Genomic DNA, 18,890 nt, shown 5'->3' on the forward strand with positions numbered 1-18,890 from the left:
CCTAAAAAAATGGCCTTAATGGCTGATATTAGCGCCAAACTACCCGAATGGGGAGCAGAACTCGGCTTTGATGCCCTCGGTATTAGCTCAATTGATTTATCCAGTGCTGAACAATCCTTATGGGCTTGGTTAGCCCAAGGCTATCAGGGTGATATGGAATGGATGCAACGACACGGCACGAAACGCAGTCGCCCTGCCGAATTAGTTGAAGGCACGCTCTCGATTATTAGCGTGCGCATGAATTATTGGCCTGAACCGAGTACTCCAGCTGAAATGGTATTGAATCACCCTGAATTAGCCTATATTTCGCGTTATGCCTTAGGCCGTGATTATCATAAAGTTCTGCGGCAACGCTTAGAAAAACTGGCCGAACGCTTACAAACTGAAATTGGTTTCCTGCGTTATCGAGTGTTCGTGGATAGCGCTCCAGTTTTAGAAAAACCGATTGCTGTTAAAGCTGGTTTAGGTTGGCTGGGCAAACATACCAATCTTATTCATCGCAGTGCTGGCTCTTATTTCTTTCTTGGTGAACTGTATACCGATTTACCTCTGCCTGAAACAGGCGCGAGTACGGAGCATTGTGGTTCTTGCACGGCTTGCCTCGATATTTGCCCCACCCAAGCGATTATTCAACCTTATTTATTAGATGCTAACCGCTGTATTTCTTATTTAAGTATTGAATATGCAGGCTCGATTCCACTGGAGTTTAGACCCTTAATGGGCAATAGAATTTATGGCTGCGATGATTGCCAATTAATTTGCCCGTGGAATCGTTTTGCGCAAGTCAGCACTGAATACGACTTTCAGATACGTCATCAATTAGACAGAGCCAGTTTATTAGAATTATTTGCCTGGGATGAAACCACCTTTTTAGCCAAACTAGCAGGGACGGCTATCCGGCGCATTGGGCATGAGCGTTGGCTACGCAATCTGGCTATCGCTCTAGGCAACGCCCCGCCTAGCCATCACATTCGTGATGCGTTGCTAGCCAAACTGGATACAGCGCTTAGCCCATTAGTGCGTGAGCATGTTGAATGGGCTTTGCAGAGACAGACTTAAACAGAGTTGCTAATTTAAACCGCCCTTAATCTTTTAATTAAGGCCAATTATCAAAAGAGTCATCCATTCATCCAAATAATGGATGCATAAGAAAAAATTCTCTGCCACTATACGCTCATACCCAAACAAACAAACCCAAAACATCATGAAAGCAATAAGAATAAGACCGTTGAAGCGGCTCGTGTTGCTAGTGTTAGCTGCTAATGTATTAGCAGGCTGCTCCAGTATACAAACTAGCTCAGTGTATCAAACTTGGGAAAAACAAGCCTATGCTGCTTATCGTGTGCGTTTACCTGCACCAGCAGATGGAATCTTGCCCAATATATTTAGAACAGTCGCAGTTCCGGGCATGCAAGTTGCACCGCAAAGAACTGTGCTTAACTCCTATAACCTAGGATATGCAGCAGTGCCTCAGCAGCCAAGGCCAGTCGCTTTGCCTGTACAGGAACAACAATATATTGCCGATTTTTATGGTTTATAAGCTTTACTCGTTTTGTTAGCCCCTAGAGTCCAGACTGGACTCCTTATTGGCGCAAAGGTTCTAGCCCTTCCTTTGCGCTTTTTTAGCCAGATCTTATATCTGGCTTTTTTATTTGCGCTCACTAAACGCTATAATCCCAGCTTCAACTTAAGCGCAGGGAGCTAGCATGGATATCGGAGCCTTACGGCGCGAATACACTCAAGCCGGATTAAGTAAAGCCAATTTGGCTGCCACTCCTTTTTTGCAATTTGAGCAGTGGTTCACCCAAGCTACCCAAGCCAAGCTTGCCGAAGTGAATGCAATGCAACTAGCGACGACCTCTGCCCAAAACAAACCCAGTTTACGCACAGTACTACTGAAGGCCTTTGATGAGCGAGGCTTCGTATTTTATACGAATTATCACAGCCAAAAAGCTCAACAAATGGCAGAAAATCCTCAAGTCGCTGCGCTGTTTTTTTGGAAAGAACTCGAACGCCAAGTCGAAATTACGGGTCGGGTTGAAAAAGTGTCTACGCTTGAATCACTCAAATACTTCACCAGCCGTCCTCGTGGTAGCCAGTTAGGTGCTTGGGTATCAGCACAAAGCTCTATTATTAGTTCACGCCGACTCCTTGAAGCCAAACTAGAAGAAATGAAACAAAAATTTAGTAGTGGTGAAATTCCCTTACCAGATTTTTGGGGCGGTTTTCGGATCATTCCTGAAAGTGTAGAATTTTGGCAAGGCCGCCCCAATCGGCTGCATGATCGGTTTGAGTATCGCCGCCAAGCAGGGCTGGAGACTTGGCAAATCGAACGTCTATCCCCTTAGCTTAAGGTCTTAGTTCTTGATGCTTTTTAGCTTCGCAAGCCAAGGCAACTTTGATACCCTAGACTGTCTGTTGGTGTTAACGATGATGGCAACACCATTCTAAGCGAGAATATCTATGCGATTGCCTTTTTTGCCAATGATTTTATTGGCATCTGTTCTGTCTGCTTGTGATAACAGCAATAAATTTGCTGATGAAACTGTTTCATCCTTGGGTATTAGCTATCAAATGCGCGAATTTAAGCGGCAAGGAGGCAGTAAGTGTCCAAGCGAAACAGCGACTGTAAAAGCAGAAGATGCACTCTGTGCTTCTGTTAAATTTAGCTATCCAGAAATTAGCTCAGTCACCCAGCCTGAGCTAGCCACCAAAATGAATGAGCTAATTAAGCAACAGCTTTTAGATCAGATTGAGGGTACACCGAGTGAACTAGTGGCAACACAGTCTTTAGAAGCGTTTGCAGATAGTTTTATTCAAGACTACACCCAAGACTCCAATAACTTCACGAGTTGGGAACTTGAACGCAGTGTGCGGATTATTCACAACACGAACACGCTGCTGACCTTATTATTTGAAGAATTTGGCTTTACTGGTGGTGCGCATCCGTTTAATGGTAGCCGTTTTATCGTCTTAAACTTAGCTAATGCTCAACCTGTTAGCCTAGATGACCTTATGAATCCGGGTTATGAAGCGGCCTTGAATGTGGCAGGCGAGAAGGCCTTCCGCGAAGCTCGTCAACTGACTGATCACTCCAGCCTTGAAGAAGATGGTTTTAACTTTGCCAATAATGCTTTTGTCCTGAATGACAACTATGGCGTGAATAAAGACGGCCTCAGTTTTATCTTCAATAGCTACGAAGTCGCACCTTATGTGATGGGACCCACCGAGTTCACTATTCCCTATGAAGATATTCGCTCTTTAATCCGTCCAAATGGTTTATTGGGTAGTAAGGCGCAGTGACCCAAACTCAGCTACCCACAGGTTTTGTACGCTTATCGACCTATGCACCGCTGATTGTGCGGGATATGCGTTATTATGGGAGTAATAATTTTCTGGGAGAACCCGTCGATGGTTATCAGCAAAATGAGGCGATTCTGACCACTGCCGCTGCCAAAGCGCTAGTCCAAGTACAGACTGCTTTAGCCGAATTTGGTTTAGGCTTAAAAATTTTTGATGCTTATCGCCCCCAGCAAGCGGTTAACCATTTTTTACGCTGGGAACATCTGCCAGAAGATCATCAAATAGCTGAGCGCTTTCATCCAGACTTGAGTAAATCTGAATTATTTGCTCAAGGTTATATTGCCAAACGCTCTAGCCATACGCGAGGCAGCACTGTTGATCTCAGTTTAGTCAATTTACAACATCCAAGCCATCCTGAGTTGGACATGGGTACGGAATTCGATTTTTTTGGCCCAGCTTCTGCGCCCAACTATCCGAAACTCACCCCCAACCAACGTGCTAACCGTTTACTTTTAAAGCTCGTCATGGAAGGCTATGGTTTTCAGGGCTTTAACTTAGAGTGGTGGCATTTTACGCTAGGCCATGAACCTTATCCGCATCAATATTTCGACTTTGTCGTCCAATAAAGCGAACTAGGTAATCAGTAAACATGCAATATGTACGCGACCCCGACAAGATCGAGGGACAAATTTGGGATTGTATTCGTGAACTCAGCGAGCTAGAAAGCTTTACAGCCGATCAGCAACAAATTTTACTGTATCTGATTCGTGCTTGTGGCGAGCCTTCATTAGCCCAGCGCGTCAAATTCAGCCCCCATGCCATCGAAGCGGGCAAACGATCTATCAAAAAATATGCCTACATGCTGTACGACCACGATACCCTCAGTGGCAATATCGACAGTAAATTACTTAACCAAGAACCGTTGTGTTTTATCAATAAATCCTCCGTCATTTCTATGGCTAAAAGTACTAAGCAAACACGAGCGATGACTGCCGTGGATTTATGGAAACCTTATTTGAAAAATAGCATTGTCGTGTTTGGCTATTCCAGTACTGCGCTATGTCGCTTATTGGAGCTACTGAAAGCGGAAGAGGCTGAAAAACCGGCGCTGATTATTGCTATGCCCTCTGGCTTTGTGAACACTGAATATGGCAAAGAAGTCTTACAAGAAAGTTATGATGAATTAGGGGTTGAATATATTCTAATTGAAGGCCGCTGGGGTGGGATTATGTTTGCAGCAGCAACCGTCAATGCCTTATTGAGTATTCAGCAAGGCATTTACCGTTAAGCTCTAGACTAAAATAACGCTCGACTCAACAAAACTAAGCGCTCAAACCGATGTTAAAGCTTTTCTAAATTGGCATACCCCAAAACCAACCATTTACGTCCGACAGCGCTGAAATTAACTTCAACCCGTGCATGCTGACCTGCACCTTCGGCATTAGTAATAATACCTTCGCCAAACTTGGCGTGGCTGACACGTTGCCCAATGCTATAACCAGCCTCAGTTTTACTACCACGTGGCAAACTATGGGCAGCCGGTGCAGCCACCTGATAACTGGTTTGATAAGATCTTACCTTAGGGCGCACTGGATTTAAGAGCGCCTCAGGTAATTCGCGCAAGAACCGAGACGGTGGATTAGCGCGAGTTTGCCCATGCAATTGACGCTGTTCGGCATAACTCAAAACTAACTGTTGCTCAGCCCGTGTAATCCCCACATAGCAAAGCCTACGCTCTTCCTCTAAGCGTGCCGGATCATCAGCGGACATTTGATGAGGAAATAAGCCCTCTTCTAAACCCGCTAAAAATACTAACGGAAACTCTAAGCCTTTAGCTGAATGCAAAGTCATCATCTGCACACAGTCTTCACCTGCCTCACCTTGCCCTTCACCCGCCTCCAACGCAGCATGCGCAAGGAAAGAGGACAGATCATCCATTGCTGGCAATTCATCAGTTTGCACTTGAATAAAACCAGCGGCAGCCGTGATTAATTCATTTAAGTTATCGACCCGTGCCTGACCTGCTTCACCTTTTTCTTTACTCAGGAAATGCTCTTTTAATTGAGCTAAAGCAATCACGGCATCGACTTGTTCCGCCAGTGGTAGGCGCTGAATCTCCTCACCCATTTGCTTAATCAACTGAATGAATTGCAATAAAGCATGACTAGCACGAGTAGTAAACTCGCCAGAGCGTGCAGCCTCTTCGGTCACTTCCCACAGAGAACGGCTTTCTGCCCGTGCGATTTGCCGCAAACTATCTACCGTGCGCTCACCAATTCCACGTGGAGGATGATTCACAATACGCTCAAAAGAAGGGTCATCGGCATGGTTTAAGGTCAACCGTAAATAAGCCAGAGCATCTTTGATCTCTGCCCGCTCGAAAAAGCGCAAACCGCCATACACACGATAGGGAAGACGCTGCTCATTGAAAACACTTTCGAATACCCGAGATTGGGCATTAGAGCGGTATAACACCGCGACTTCATCCCGCCGCGCCCCTTGATCAACCCATTGTTTAATGCGTCCGGCAATATAACGTGCTTCATCTAATTCATTGAAAGCAGCGTATAAATCGAGCAACGTACCATGACTACCCTCTGTCCAAAGGTTTTTTCCTAAACGTCCACGATTATTATCAATTAAAGCATTGGCTGCTTTGAGGATATTGCCCGTGGAGCGATAGTTTTGTTCTAAGCGAATGGTTGCACAGTCAGGATAATCGCGGGTGAAATTGCGAATATTTTCAATCTTTGCACCGCGCCAGCCATAAATCGACTGATCATCGTCGCCAACTGCAAAAATCGGATTTTTCTGTCCAGCAATTAAGCGTAACCAAGCATATTGCAGGGCATTGGTATCTTGAAACTCATCGACCAAAACATGCCGGAAGCGATTGCGATAATGAGCTTGCAACTCCGGCGTATCCCGTAGCACTTCCAGTGAACGCAGGAGTAATTCAGCAAAGTCGACAACACCATTACGCTGACATTGTTCCTCATACAAGCTATATACACGAATCAGCTGAGCTTGAATGGGATCACCACGATCATCGAGATGTTTAGCACGCGAGCCTTCATCTTTGCGGCTATTGATGAAATTAGCCACTTGGCGCGGTGGCCAACGAGCTTCATCCAAATCCAAAGCCTTCAGGATGCGCTTGATCATACGCAACTGATCTTCGGAATCCAAAATATGAAAGGTTTGTGGCAAACCCGCTTCACGCCAGTGCAAACGTAATAAACGATGCGCCAAACCGTGAAAAGTACCGACCCACAAGCCACCCACTTGCACATTCAATAAGTCATGAATTCGCCCGCGCATTTCATTGGCGGCTTTATTGGTGAAAGTGACCGCTAGAATACTTAAGGTTGAGACTCCCTCCACCTCCAGTAACCAAGCAATACGATGCACTAAAACCTTAGTTTTACCGCTACCCGCACCGGCTAAGACTAAAATGGGTTTAGGGGGGGCGCCGACCGCTTCGCGTTGGGGCGCATTCAAGGGATTGAGAATTGGTGATATGTCCATGACTGAATTGTACTTTATGCAGCTAAGCTGTCTAGCCGTGCATGGTAACTTAGGGGATTTCAGCGTTATTATCTACCGATAAGTCGCTCATTAAGGAAAACTAGCATGCAAATTTGGGTCGATGCCGATGCTTGTCCAAATGTGATTAAAGAAATTTTATTTCGTGCCGCTGAACGCCAACAGATTGAGGTGATTTTGGTTGCCAATCAGCCTTTGCGAGTTCCACGCTCACTGTTTATTAAAACCAAACAAGTCGGTGCAGGTTTCGATGTCGCAGATAACTATATTGCGCAACAGGTGCAACTAGGTGACTTAGTGATTACCGCCGATATTCCACTCGCCGCACAAGTGATTGCACGCCAAGGGCATGCCTTGAATCCAAGAGGTGAATTTTATACGCCCGAAAATATGCAACAGCGTTTGGGCATGCGCAATTTTATGGAAGAACTCAGAAGCACTGGCGCAATTACGGGTGGCCCACCTGCTTTGAACCAACAAGATCGCCAAGCATTTGCTAATCAATTGGATCGGTTTTTAGCACGTTATGCGCAAACTACTCGTGCTAAAAAAACGACATAACTAACCAATAAATAACGGTTAGCAGGCCTCTTCTTCCGCTTCCTCCGCTTTTGGCTCTAAAGACAAACCATCGAGAGCCGAGAAATGATCAGCTCGGCTTGTGCTAGTCCCATCAGCGGCGGAGTGATCAGTCGGTGATAAATTAATTCGCAGTTTCAGATTGCTGGCTGAGTCAGCGTTGCGTAAGGCTTCTTCTAGGGAGATTTTCTTCTCTCGATACAGGCGGTATAAATGCCCGTCGAAGGTCTGCATACCTTGCTGCTCGGATTTTTCCATAATTTCTTTAATCGCACCGACATCCCCCTTCATAATCAAGTCACGCACGATGGGGGTGCCTAAAAGAATTTCAATCGCCGCTGTCCGTTTACCTTCGATAGTCGGAATCAGGCGCTGAGAGATAAAAGCTTTTAAGTTGAGGGATAAATCTTGCAACAGCTGGTGATGACGTTCTTCAGGAAAAAAGTTAATGATTCGATCTAAAGCTTGGTTGGCACTATTGGCGTGCAAGGTGGATAAACATAGATGCCCCGTTTCTGCAAAAGCTAAGGCATGTTCCATCGTTTCGCGGGTGCGAATTTCACCGATGAGAATCACATCCGGTGCTTGGCGCAGAGTATTTTTCAAGGCATCTTCATAACTATCGGTATCGACCCCGACTTCACGCTGGCTAATAATGGACTTACGATGGGGGTGCACATACTCAATGGGGTCTTCGATAGTAATAATATGCCCGTCAGAATGACGATTACGATAATCAATCAAAGCAGCGAGCGAGGTTGATTTACCTGAGCCGGTGCCACCCACAAATAAAATCAAACCGCGCTTTTCCATAATGACGTTTTTTAACACATCGGGTAGGCCAATTTTATTTGCATCCGGGATTTCTGTTTTAATATTCCGAATCACCATCGCCACTTTATGGCGTTGCTTAAAAATATTTACCCGAAAGCGCCCAATGCCCTCTTCACTGAGCGCGAGATTCATTTCCGGCTTATGTTCAAATTGCTTCCGCTGTTCAGCATCCATCAGTTCATAGGCCATTGCCTGCACTTCTTCTGGGGTTAAGCGTTCACGAGCTAAGGGTTTGAGTGAGCCTTGGAATTTAGCGGCGGGTGGTGCCTCAGCTGTGAGATACAAATCAGAACCGTCACGAGTTGCGAGGATGCGTAAATAATCTTTGAGTGCCATTGGAAGAATCTCTTATTGTTATAATTACTCAGATTATTGTAACAGTAATTCCCACAAAGTTGAGTTCAGCTCGTCTGGACACCTATACTTTATGCAGTTACTAAGGAATGTAAATGATGCGCTTTACCCAATTTCTTGTTTTTATCCTCAGCCTGAGCTTAGGACTAGTTGGTTTATCGCCTGCTCAAGCCGCTAATCAAGCCCCGCAAAAAAGACCACGCATTGGTTTAGTGCTTGGTGGGGGTGGGGCAGCGGGTATTGCGCATGTCGGGGTTTTAAAAGTTCTCGAAGAGCAAGGCGTACCGATTGATGTGATTGCTGGTACGAGTATGGGGGCGATTGTTGGGAGTTTATATGCGGCAGGTTATAAGGCCGATGAGCTAGAAAAAGTTGTCAGTTCGCTCGATTGGCCGAGTCTATTTGAAGATCAACAACCACGTGATATGCAAAGCTTTCAGCTGAAGCGGGATAATGCAGGTTTTTTTAATACCGCTGAAGTGGGTATTAAAGACCACGCCTTAAAACTGCCGGATGGTTTAGTTAGCGGGCAAAAATTGATGTTTGAATTACGCCGCTTGCTGGAGCGAGTCGCGCAAATTGATGATTTTGATCGCCTCCCCATTCCCTTTCGGGCGGTCGCTACTGATATTGAAACCGGCGAGCAAGTAGTGCTGCGCAAAGGCAATTTAGCCACAGCAGTCCGGGCGAGTATGTCGATCCCTGGGTTTTTTTCACCGATCGTGATTGATGACCGTCTCTTGGTCGATGGCTTTGTTTCAAATAATGTACCGGTTGATGTAGCTCGACAAATGGGGGCAGATATTTTAATTGTGGTGAGTCTACCCTATTACTTTGAGAAACGTGATCAATTGAATTCAGCGGTGGCAGTGACTGTGCAAGCGATGCAGTTTCTAACCGCTAAAAATAGCTTACCGCAGTTGAAAGGCTTAAATCCGCCGAATATTGTCATCGAGCCGGATTTACAAGATATAGGCTCGCTCTCCTTTGGGCGGGTTCAGGAAACGATTCCGATTGGGGAAAAAGCCGCCCGTGCGCAGTTAGGGGCGATTAAACGCTTAGCCGCTTATGCACCACCGTCCTCGCCTACCCAAGCGCAGCAACAGGTTGATGTCAAGCCCGGTGCGCAAGGCATGCAAGAGGGTCGAGTGGCTAAGGTCATACTGGAAAATAATTCACGCTTGCAAGATTCGGTGGTATTGCAACGGCTGGGAATTCAAGCGGGTGATGCTTTGGATGTGGCTAAGCTCCAACGGGGCTTAGATAATGTGCATAGCTTAGGCTATTTTGACATTGTGGATTATAACCTGGTCCCCTCAGGTAAAAATGCTTATGATTTACATATCATTGCTCGGCAGCGTTCGACCGGAGATCAGCGTTTACGCTTTGGTTTTACCTTGGATGATAATTTCGAAGGGGATGCCAGCTATCAAGTGGGTGTACGTCATGTTTTGAAGGGAGCGACCCGATTAGGAACAGAATGGCGCAATAGCTTGGTCGTAGGAGATCGTTTTCATGCAGAAACCCAAGTCTTGCACCCTTTGAATGATCGCCAAGGTGCATTTTTAGATGCGCGTGCTTGGCATGATCGCCAAGATTTTTATACGTATCTCGGTAAGGATCGTTCAGCTGAAGTCCGTTTGGGTGAAACTGGCGTGGAGGCGAATTGGCGCTTAGATGTCGGCACGGCCAGCGAGCTGAGTATCGGTGGAATTTATCGCAATCTCACGCCGGATACTAAAACGGGTAAACTGAGTTTCCCCGGTGAGTCCTTACAAATCGCGGGTCTTGAATTTGCGTATAGTACGGATACTTTGAATGATGCTGATTTTCCGAATCATGGCCAATGGCTACAAGCCGAATATACACGCGGTGTAAAAGTCCTAGGGGCGGATGTTGAGTTTAATCGGGTGAAAATAGCCGGTGGCAAAGTCTGGACTGAGGGTAAACATCGCTTGGCAGTCAGAGGTCAAGTGGGAAGTACTTTGCGTGATGATGCCTTCATTACCGAACAATTGAGTTTAGGAGGCTATAATAGTTTATCTGGATTATCCCCCAATCAATTACGGGGTAATCATGCGGCGTTAGGGCGTGGTTCTTATATGTATGAATTAGTGAATTATCCGGGGGTAGCCAAAATTTATGCGGGTGGTTCATTGGAATTAGGCAATACTTGGGAAAAATCCGAGGATGTCGGTTGGGGGAACTTATTACTGTCAGGTAGTTTATTTGTAGGCATGGATAGCCCGATTGGCCCAGCTTTTATGGGGATAGGGCAAACTGAGGGCTATGAGCCTAGCTTATTTATGCATGTTGGGCGAAGTTTCTAACGGATATAACGGATGCGTCTTGATCAATTTGTTAGCCAAGCCCTGACTCTTTCGCGTAAACAAGCACAACAATTCATTCGTGCTAAATGCATCACAGTCAATGGGCAAATTGTAACGCAAGCCTCGACTCCCGTGCCTGACCAAGCGCAAGTCTGTTGTGAGGATGAAATTATTCGGTTGCCGGGTGCACTGTATTTGATGCTGCATAAACCTAGCGGGGTGATTAGTGCCACAGAGGACCCAAGCCAGCGCACGGTCTTGGATTTAATTCAGCATCCGCATGTGCAGACCCTTCATCCGGTGGGGCGCTTGGATAAAGATACCACGGGTCTGCTGCTCCTCACCAATGAAGGGCAGTGGTCACATCGCATCAGCGCTCCCCGTCAACAAGTACCGAAAGTGTATTTAGCCAAGCTCGCTGAGCCGTTAAATCGGGTGGCTGCTAAGCAGCTTGAGTTAGGCGTGCGTTTGCATGGCGAAACACAGCTAGTGGCTGCCTCTAGCATTGAAATGCTTCCTGAGCACTATGCGCGCCTAACCATTCATGAGGGTAAATATCATCAAGTGAAGCGCATGTTTGCTGCGGTTGGTAATCGAGTGGAGCAGCTGCATCGTGAACGGATTGGTGGTTTAAGTTTAGACCCGACTCTGATGGCAGGTGAGTGGCGGTTATTAACTGAGCTAGAAACTCAGTTAGTGTTTGCAGATCCATCGGCGTAGCCTCACTCATGTCACTTCCTTGTGCATTTGCCCGCTGGGAAGTCCCGCGCATTTCTTAAGGTTAGTTGAGCGAATTTTCGATCTTCATCTATACTTTGAGTATTCTTGACTAAAAACCTCAAGCATTCTGTGAGGGCAGAGTTTTGAGCTTTAACCCGTCAAGAGTTGCTTGTTTGGGCTTTGTTTAAGGAGAGTAAACATGGAACAATTCGTCAGTAAACCCGCCACTGCTTCACCTGCTCCAGAAGTCAGCGATTTATTCAAAACTTATCCTGTGCAAACCGTAGAACCTGCGGCTATTAAAGAATGGCTGAAAAAAGGCTGGGCTGATTTACAGGCTAATCCGTTGGCTAGCCTCTTTTATGGGGTGATTTTTGCCATTGTCGGTATTATTTTAAGCGTATTTTCTGCAGCGAATCCGGCCTTTATGGTCGCATTTACGAGCGGTTTCTTTTTAGTTGGCCCGTTTTTGGCTTTAGGTCTGTATATGCTGAGCTGGCAACGTGATCAGGGTAAAAAAATAGATTTTGGCGCTTCTCTGATGGCGATTCGACACAATGCTTTGGGTCTAGGCTTATATGCCTTAACTTTAAGCTTTTTAATGCTGTTGTGGGTGCCAGCCTCAGCGATGATGATTGCTTTATTTTTTAATAATATCGGTTCTTTAAGCGGTATGAGCGGCTATGCAGCGCTATGGGAAGGTTTAACCCAGATGAATAATGGCTTTTTATTCACCCTGAGCTTTATTGGAGTGGGGTTGTTATTCGCCTTAGTCGCTTTTGCAACCGGAGTAGTGACGGTGCCCATTTTGATCGAACGAAAGGCTGATATTATGACCGCGATTGCGACCAGTCTAAAGGTGTGTATGACTAATCCTAAAACCATGTTGCTCTGGGCGATGACCATCACCGGGATCATTGGCTTGGGGTTGGTGACGTTTAATTTGGGATTGATTCTTGCCATGCCGTTAGTGGCTCATGCGAGCTGGCATGCTTATCGTGATCTGATTACTAAAAATGCGAGTATTCGTTAATTCAACCGAAATTGAAGCGGAGTTGAACCAATGTTGAACCGAAATCTAAGTGACTGCGACAGATTAGTAACACTCGTTACACTTGACATTTGCATTTAACATTTGATTCTCGTTTCGGTCCCGTTTCATTTCCTTACTTACTGTTATTGACTGGTAATCTGATAAAGGTTACCAGTGCTTTTTTGGGGCTGTGTTATAGTGCTGACCTCTTTCAAGCCACTATGTTAATGATGATGGACACTGCTTTTGTTCCTCCTTATCCTAAACGTCATAAATCTGATCTTGGCGGGATTGCTACCCTCTTAAGCGCTAAGCGTGACTTATTATCCTTTTGGAGTGAGGATTCGTTTCGCTATCAGTTTATGAGTCGACGTATTCTGAATCGGTCGATTTTTATTGCGAACACGCCTGAACTCGTCAAATATGTGTTTGTCACCCAAAAAGATAACTACGAAAGTAAAAGTCCGCAGATGCGCAAAGCTCTAGAGCCTTTACTGGGGGATGGCTTATTTATTAGCGATGGTGAGCTGTGGAAAAATCGTCGCTTACTGCAAAATGGCTTATTTGATACCCATCATATTCAAGCTTATAGCCAAATTATGACCGATACGGCTGCAGAAATGGCCGAGCATTGGGCTAGTTTACCAGCAGGCTCGAGTGTGGGGGTACTCTCTGCGATGGGGCAGCTGACTTCAGAAATCATTGCTCGTACTTTATTCGGTGCACGCTTAGGGCAGGATGCAGCAGCGGTGATCCATGCCTTTGCAGACTATCAAGCGGCGATTGAGCAGATTCATGTGACCAATTTTTTAGGTTTGCCCGAATGGATTCCGATTGGTAGCTTAAATATGGGTAAAGCCAAAGCTGCTGCCCAGCGGATTCATGCGATAGTTGATCATGTGATTGCTAAGGGCGAGCAAGGTGGCTATGAGCATACCCTACTCAATGAGCTATTAGCTGCGAATCAACGCAGTAAAGGGGTGGCGATTTCTCGGGAAGGTATTCGGAATGAACTCATTGTGCTGTTCATGGCCGGACATGAAACCACGGCGAATGCACTCTCTTGGGTTTGGTATTTGCTATCACAATCTCCCGATAGTGAAGCCAAGATGCACGCAGAAATTGATCGGGTGCTCGGGGGGCGTTTACCCGCTTATGAGGATGTATCGAATCTGCCTTATACGCGGGCGGTATTCGAAGAAACCATGCGCTTGTATCCGCCCGTGCCGATTTTATCACGCCAAGCGAAAGCCGAGGATACGATTCGCCGCCGTAAGATTCCGGCAGGCTCGATTATGTTGGTAGTTCCTTGGCTGTTGCATCGTCATCGGGATTATTGGGAGCAACCGGATGCTTTTATTCCCGAGCGTTTTATGGATGTGAATAAGCGGCCGGATAAATTTTTATATTTGCCTTTTAGCGTTGGCCCGCGTGTGTGCATTGGTAAAATGTTTGGCATGGTGGAGGCTGTCTTAGCGATTGCCACTTTAGCCCAGCACTTCCGCCTGAGTTTACCCCAAGGGACAGCTATCACGCATGAATGCCGTCTAACCTTGCGACCCCGTGGTGCGTTAGCGATGCGTCTGGAACGGCGCTGAGCAAATTAGTTAAAAATCAAGTCATTATAAACTACTTATTAATTCAATACTGATTATTGAGATTTCCAATTTTAGCCAGTGCTAAATTTAAGCTATAACCGGATGTCGACAATCTTATCTAAGTTTTTGAGGAATTGACCAAAATGACGCATAGAATCCCGCTTGGTGGCTTGCAGGTGTCAACACTTCTGCACAATTTCGTCAATCAGCACGCCTTGCCCGGTACAGGGATTGAGCCTGCTAAGTTCTGGGCGGGTTTAGACAAGATTGTGCAGGATTTAGCGCCCCGCAATCGGGAGTTATTGGCTAAGCGCGATGCCTTGCAAGCCAAGCTTGATGCTTGGCATCTGGCGAATCAAGGCTCATTTGAGTTCGCATCGTACAAAGCTTTTTTACAAGAGATTGGCTATTTGCAACCCGAAGGTCCCGCTTTTCAGATTACGACTGAAAATGTTGATGCGGAAATTGCGACTACCGCAGGCCCGCAATTAGTCGTCCCCGTCATGAATGCGCGGTTTGCCTTGAATGCAGCGAATGCGCGTTGGGGTAGTTTGTATGATGCGCTGTATGGTACGGATGTGCTTCCTACCACGGGGGGCGCGGAATTAGGTGCTGCGTATAATCCTGTGCGTGGGGCCAAGGTGATTGAATTTGCCCGCCATTTTTTAGATCAGGCGGCGCCCTTAGCGGCTGGCTCGCATCAAGCGACGACAGCTTATACGGTGGTGAAGGGTGCTTTGCAGGTGAGTTTAAACGATGGTTCGACCTCCGGTTTACAGCAGCCTGAGCAGTTTGTGGGGTATCGGGGTGATCCGAGACAACCTACCGCCATTTTGTTAAAAAACCACGGTTTACATTTTGAGCTGCAAATCAATCGTGCGGGCCAGATTGGTAGCAGTGATGCAGCGGGTGTGAACGATATTTTAATGGAAGCGGCACTCACCACCATTATGGACTGTGAAGATTCGGTGGCTGCGGTCGATGATGTGGATAAGGTATTGGTATATAGCAATTGGCTAGGGTTGATGAAGGGCGATTTGCAGGAAGAGGTGAGTAAAGGCGGCAAAACCTTTATCCGTGCCATGAATCCTGATCGTGAATATACGGCGGCCGATGGCTCGCCGCTGAGCTTACACGGGCGGAGTTTATTATTCGTGCGGAATGTTGGGCATTTGATGACGAATCCGGCCATTTTAACCCAAGATGGGCAAGAAATTCCTGAAGGGATCATGGATGGTTATATGACCGCGATGATTGCCATTCATAATCTACGGGGCAATACCCGTGCGAAAAATACTCGCACGGGTTCGGTGTATATCGTTAAGCCGAAAATGCATGGCCCAGAAGAAGTCGCCTTCACCAATGAATTATTCGGGCGTATTGAAGCGGCTTTAGGCTTGCCGCAGAACACGCTGAAAGTTGGCATTATGGATGAAGAGCGCCGCACCACCGTCAATTTAAAAGAGTGTATTCGTGCTGCTAAAGAGCGAGTGGTGTTTATTAATACTGGCTTCTTAGACCGTACTGGTGATGAGATTCATACCTCGATGGAGGCCGGTGCGATGCTGCGTAAAGGTGATATGAAATCTGCTGCTTGGATTAAAGCCTACGAAGATTGGAATGTGGATATTGGCTTGGAGTGTGGTTTATCAGGACATGCGCAAATCGGTAAAGGCATGTGGGCGATTCCTGATCAAATGGCGAATATGCTGGCGACTAAAATTGCTCATCCTCTGGCAGGCGCGAATACGGCGTGGGTACCTTCACCCACAGCGGCGACTTTGCATGCACTGCATTATCATCAGGTCGATGTGTTTGCGCGTCAGGCTGAGTTAAAGCAGCGGGAGCGAGCGCAATTAGATGCTATTTTAACGATTCCAGTGGCTCAAAATCCTAGCTGGAGTGCGAGCGAAGTCCAGCAAGAATTGGAAAATAACGCGCAAGGGATTTTAGGTTATGTCGTGCGTTGGGTGAATCAGGGAGTGGGCTGCTCGAAAGTGCCGGATATTAATGATGTCGGTTTGATGGAAGACCGTGCCACTTTACGGATTTCTAGTCAGCACATGGCGAACTGGCTGCATCATGGGATTTGTACGGAGCAACAAGTGCTGGAGGCTTTCAAGCAAATGGCGGCCAAAGTTGATGCCCAAAACGCAGGCGACCCCAGCTATACCCCGATGTCAGGGCAGTTTGAGAAGAGCGTAGCCTTCAAAGCGGCTTGTGATTTGGTGTTTAAAGGTCGGGAGCAGCCGAATGGTTATACCGAACCTTTATTGCATCAGTATCGGGCGGAAGCCAAGGTCGCTTTGTTTTTTTAAAGAAGGTAATGCCTTAGTTAGTGATTCTTATCCTCACTTCTGCGCTGGCAAGGGGTGGAAGTGGTTAAAAGCTGCTGTTTTCAGCAGCTTTTTTATTCTACTTCAAAAAAATCCTCTAGCATCGGGTAGTGCTTCTTATTATTAGTCCATAAGTAGGCGTTTGCTTTTTTTGTGGAGGCGGCGATTAAGAAATCTTCCAAGGAAATTTTGTGATGCGATTTTCGATATTGGTTGGCATATTCTCCTGCTAATTGTGCAGTGGCTATATCCAAGGTTAAAGGAGTGAAAAAACCAAACAGTTGTTCAATGGTCGGGTATTCATGTTTAAACGCACCTGCATAAATTTCAGCGCTCACAATAGGGCTTAGCAAAAATATGCTACCTTGTCTTTGTGCATCAATAAAAGTATTGATATAGCTGGTTTGTTTGCGTAATAGCCAAATGACAATATCAGTATCTAAGAGAATTTTATGCATTATGATAAGATCCGGCTGGTTGAGCGCAAATCTCTCACCCATTCCTCAGGTTCTAACGCACTAAAGCTTGCTAAGGGTTGTAGTTGCTGAAAAAAGGTTTCAACGGCGGCTATTCGATCTTCTTTTTGTGTTAATTGTTTAGTGAGTAAGCGTCGGATGAGTTCTGACATACTAACACCTTGCTGTCTTGCATGTGTAAACAAAGTCTGGTGGAGTTGGTCATCTAAATAAATTTGGGTGCGATGCATCAATTTATGCTCCAAGGTATTATAATGTATAATGCATACATTATAGAGTATTCTTCGGCCGTTGTCTGCTTAATCAACAAGCTTGTGATCTATTGACCTAGTTAGTCTAGAACCCTGAAGATGGTGTGCCTGCTGTAAGCGGGTGCGGTGTTTTTTAGGCTAGAGGTGTGACGGTGATGACAGTAGCTTTAGATTTGCCCATTGCTCGGTATCAGTTTGAGTTGGCGGCTCGAACCCCCTTGAGCTTTCCTGCTTATGCCGGTTCGACTTGGCGTGGGGCGTTTGGGAAGGCTTTGCGACGAGCCGTGTGTGTGACCCGCCAACCTGAGTGCGGGGGCTGTTTGTTGCAGCGTAATTGTGTGTATAGCCTCGTATTTGAAACGCCTGCCGGAGCAGAGCCTTTATTGAGTAAGGGGAATGCTGCACCGCGCCCTTATTTACTCCATCCCTTGTCTACTTCGGGGCAAACTTATCAGGCAGGAGAGACCTTGCGGATTCAGTTAACTTTGTTTGGGCGGGCTTTGGAGCATTTGCCTTATCTGATTCATAGTATTCAGCAGATGGGGCAGCAAGGTGTGGGGGCTAAGCAGGGGCGTTTTGATTTAGTGGCCATTTGGTTTGAAAAAAAGTTAGGGGCAGACGATTGGGTCCCCGCGTATCTGAAGGTAGAGGGTCGCTTGCAGCCGCCGTTGGGTGCTCAGGTTGTGCTGCCTGCTGCTCCAGAAGCCGTGCGTTTACGGTTTAAAACAGCTTTTCGGGCGCAGCATGACGGGCGTTTTATGCATGAGTCGGTGTTTGATTTGACGAGTTTTATGATGGGCTTGGTGCGACGGTTATCTTTGTTGAGTGCTTATCATGGGCAGGAACGGTTAACGGTGGATTTTAAGGCTTTACGCACGCAAGCACAGGCTTTAGTGGCTGAGGCGGCTGAGTTTAAGCGGTTTGAGTGGACGCGGTATTCAAGTCGGCAGCAGTGTTTGATTGGGATGGATGGTTTGCTGGGGCAATTTAGTTTGACGGGGGCTGAGTGGCAAGTGTTTTGGCCTTGGTTGTGGTGGGGGCAATGGGTGCATGTGGGGAAAGGTGTAGTGATGGGGCAGGGTCAATATCAGTTGGAAGATCTCGCTTGACCGATTTTTTTGCACGCACTACACTGCGAGATGTGTGGTGAGTTCTTTAACAATTTAGGGATGATTTTTGTAGAATTTTTATGCATTGCTTAAATTTTTCTCATGCAAACTTTTTATACAGTGCATTTCCTGCTAAGGGCCTCTGTAAGTTGTTGATTTTAAAGGCTCGCCAGACACGAGCGGTTTGAATGTTTCCCTGTTTGAGAAGGGATTAAGACGATGGACTCAGCAGAGAGCGATATAAACCGCTGTTTGAATGTTTCCCTGTTTGAGAAGGGATTAAGACAACGCAGGATGTTGTTATAGACAAAACGCACGTTTGAATGTTTCCCTGTTTGAGAAGGGATTAAGACATGATGTCCTCGAACGTGGTTTCAAAATCGTCGTTTGAATGTTTCCCTGTTTGAGAAGGGATTAAGAC

General features: G+C 46.3%; 17 protein-coding genes. 13 read left to right on the top strand and 4 right to left on the bottom strand.

The genetic code is table 11. The annotated features are described in order from the left end of the window. Window positions 1-9 precede the first annotated feature (9 nt). From queG to B5D50_RS14000, 6 genes are all read left to right on the top strand, one after another. The gene (queG, locus tag B5D50_RS13975; protein ID WP_078923279.1) at window positions 10-1,059 is read left to right on the top strand and encodes a tRNA epoxyqueuosine(34) reductase QueG; all 1,050 of its coding nucleotides are present in this window, start codon (window positions 10-12) and stop codon (window positions 1,057-1,059) included. Window positions 1,060-1,228: 169 nt separating this feature from the next. Further along, window positions 1,229-1,540 (top strand): hypothetical protein, encoded by a 312-nt coding sequence (locus B5D50_RS13980; protein WP_143594370.1) that lies wholly within the window; start codon window positions 1,229-1,231, stop codon window positions 1,538-1,540. Between the two features lie 166 nt (window positions 1,541-1,706). Then, entirely contained in the window at window positions 1,707-2,348 is a 642-nt protein-coding gene (gene pdxH / locus B5D50_RS13985; RefSeq protein WP_078923260.1) for a pyridoxamine 5'-phosphate oxidase, read from the top strand. A gap of 115 nt (window positions 2,349-2,463) precedes the next feature. Continuing rightward, window positions 2,464-3,303: a DUF3298 and DUF4163 domain-containing protein gene (locus B5D50_RS13990; RefSeq protein ID WP_078923261.1), complete on the top strand. Its 840-nt coding sequence runs from the start codon at window positions 2,464-2,466 to the stop codon at window positions 3,301-3,303. After that, window positions 3,300-3,929, top strand: a complete 630-nt coding sequence (locus B5D50_RS13995; protein ID WP_078923262.1) for a M15 family metallopeptidase — start codon at window positions 3,300-3,302, stop codon at window positions 3,927-3,929. The genes B5D50_RS13990 and B5D50_RS13995 overlap by 4 nt, the downstream gene beginning before the upstream one ends. Before the next feature lie 23 nt (window positions 3,930-3,952). After that, window positions 3,953-4,591 (top strand): precorrin-8X methylmutase, encoded by a 639-nt coding sequence (locus tag B5D50_RS14000; protein WP_078923263.1) that lies wholly within the window; start codon window positions 3,953-3,955, stop codon window positions 4,589-4,591. Between the two features lie 53 nt (window positions 4,592-4,644). Here the strand turns inward: B5D50_RS14000 and uvrD are convergent, their stop codons facing one another. Further along, complete coding sequence (gene uvrD, locus B5D50_RS14005) at window positions 4,645-6,831, bottom strand: DNA helicase II (protein ID WP_078923264.1); 2,187 nt, start codon at window positions 6,829-6,831, stop codon at window positions 4,645-4,647. Window positions 6,832-6,936: 105 nt separating this feature from the next. On the opposite strand from uvrD, the gene B5D50_RS14010 reads away from it, so the two are divergent. Beyond that, the gene (locus B5D50_RS14010; protein ID WP_078923265.1) at window positions 6,937-7,410 is read left to right on the top strand and encodes a YaiI/YqxD family protein; all 474 of its coding nucleotides are present in this window, start codon (window positions 6,937-6,939) and stop codon (window positions 7,408-7,410) included. 18 nt (window positions 7,411-7,428) lie between these two features. On the opposite strand, the gene B5D50_RS14015 is transcribed toward B5D50_RS14010, so the two are convergent. Then, window positions 7,429-8,598 (bottom strand): PilT/PilU family type 4a pilus ATPase, encoded by a 1,170-nt coding sequence (locus B5D50_RS14015; protein ID WP_078923266.1) that lies wholly within the window; start codon window positions 8,596-8,598, stop codon window positions 7,429-7,431. A 113-nt stretch (window positions 8,599-8,711) separates the two neighbouring features. Between B5D50_RS14015 and B5D50_RS14020 the strand changes: the two genes are divergently transcribed. From B5D50_RS14020 to B5D50_RS14040, 5 genes are all read left to right on the top strand, one after another. After that, window positions 8,712-10,946: a patatin-like phospholipase family protein gene (locus tag B5D50_RS14020; protein ID WP_078923267.1), complete on the top strand. Its 2,235-nt coding sequence runs from the start codon at window positions 8,712-8,714 to the stop codon at window positions 10,944-10,946. 12 nt (window positions 10,947-10,958) lie between these two features. Continuing rightward, window positions 10,959-11,666: a pseudouridine synthase gene (locus tag B5D50_RS14025; RefSeq protein ID WP_078923268.1), complete on the top strand. Its 708-nt coding sequence runs from the start codon at window positions 10,959-10,961 to the stop codon at window positions 11,664-11,666. 199 nt (window positions 11,667-11,865) lie between these two features. Then, entirely contained in the window at window positions 11,866-12,699 is an 834-nt protein-coding gene (locus tag B5D50_RS14030) for a DUF2189 domain-containing protein (protein WP_078923269.1), read from the top strand. A gap of 227 nt (window positions 12,700-12,926) precedes the next feature. Then, window positions 12,927-14,297 (top strand): cytochrome P450, encoded by a 1,371-nt coding sequence (locus tag B5D50_RS14035; protein ID WP_234975887.1) that lies wholly within the window; start codon window positions 12,927-12,929, stop codon window positions 14,295-14,297. A 143-nt stretch (window positions 14,298-14,440) separates the two neighbouring features. Further along, on the top strand, window positions 14,441-16,615 hold the full coding sequence (locus B5D50_RS14040; RefSeq protein WP_078923270.1) for a malate synthase G: 2,175 nt from the start codon (window positions 14,441-14,443) through the stop codon (window positions 16,613-16,615). A gap of 92 nt (window positions 16,616-16,707) precedes the next feature. Here B5D50_RS14040 and B5D50_RS14045 read toward each other — a convergent pair whose 3' ends face one another. Together B5D50_RS14045 and B5D50_RS14050 are read right to left on the bottom strand one after the other, a co-directional pair. Beyond that, window positions 16,708-17,091, bottom strand: a complete 384-nt coding sequence (locus tag B5D50_RS14045) for a type II toxin-antitoxin system VapC family toxin (RefSeq protein ID WP_159448643.1) — start codon at window positions 17,089-17,091, stop codon at window positions 16,708-16,710. Further along, window positions 17,091-17,339 (bottom strand): ribbon-helix-helix domain-containing protein, encoded by a 249-nt coding sequence (locus tag B5D50_RS14050; protein ID WP_078923272.1) that lies wholly within the window; start codon window positions 17,337-17,339, stop codon window positions 17,091-17,093. The genes B5D50_RS14045 and B5D50_RS14050 overlap by 1 nt, the downstream gene beginning before the upstream one ends. 176 nt (window positions 17,340-17,515) lie before the next feature. Here B5D50_RS14050 and cas6 point away from each other — a divergent pair, with 176 nt between their 5' ends. Further along, complete coding sequence (gene cas6, locus B5D50_RS14055; protein WP_078923273.1) at window positions 17,516-18,469, top strand: CRISPR system precrRNA processing endoribonuclease RAMP protein Cas6; 954 nt, start codon at window positions 17,516-17,518, stop codon at window positions 18,467-18,469. The last annotated feature ends 421 nt before the right edge of the window (window positions 18,470-18,890 follow it).

It is taken from the genome of Thiothrix eikelboomii, from assembly GCF_900167255.1.
Taxonomy (GTDB): domain Bacteria; phylum Pseudomonadota; class Gammaproteobacteria; order Thiotrichales; family Thiotrichaceae; genus Thiolinea; species Thiolinea eikelboomii.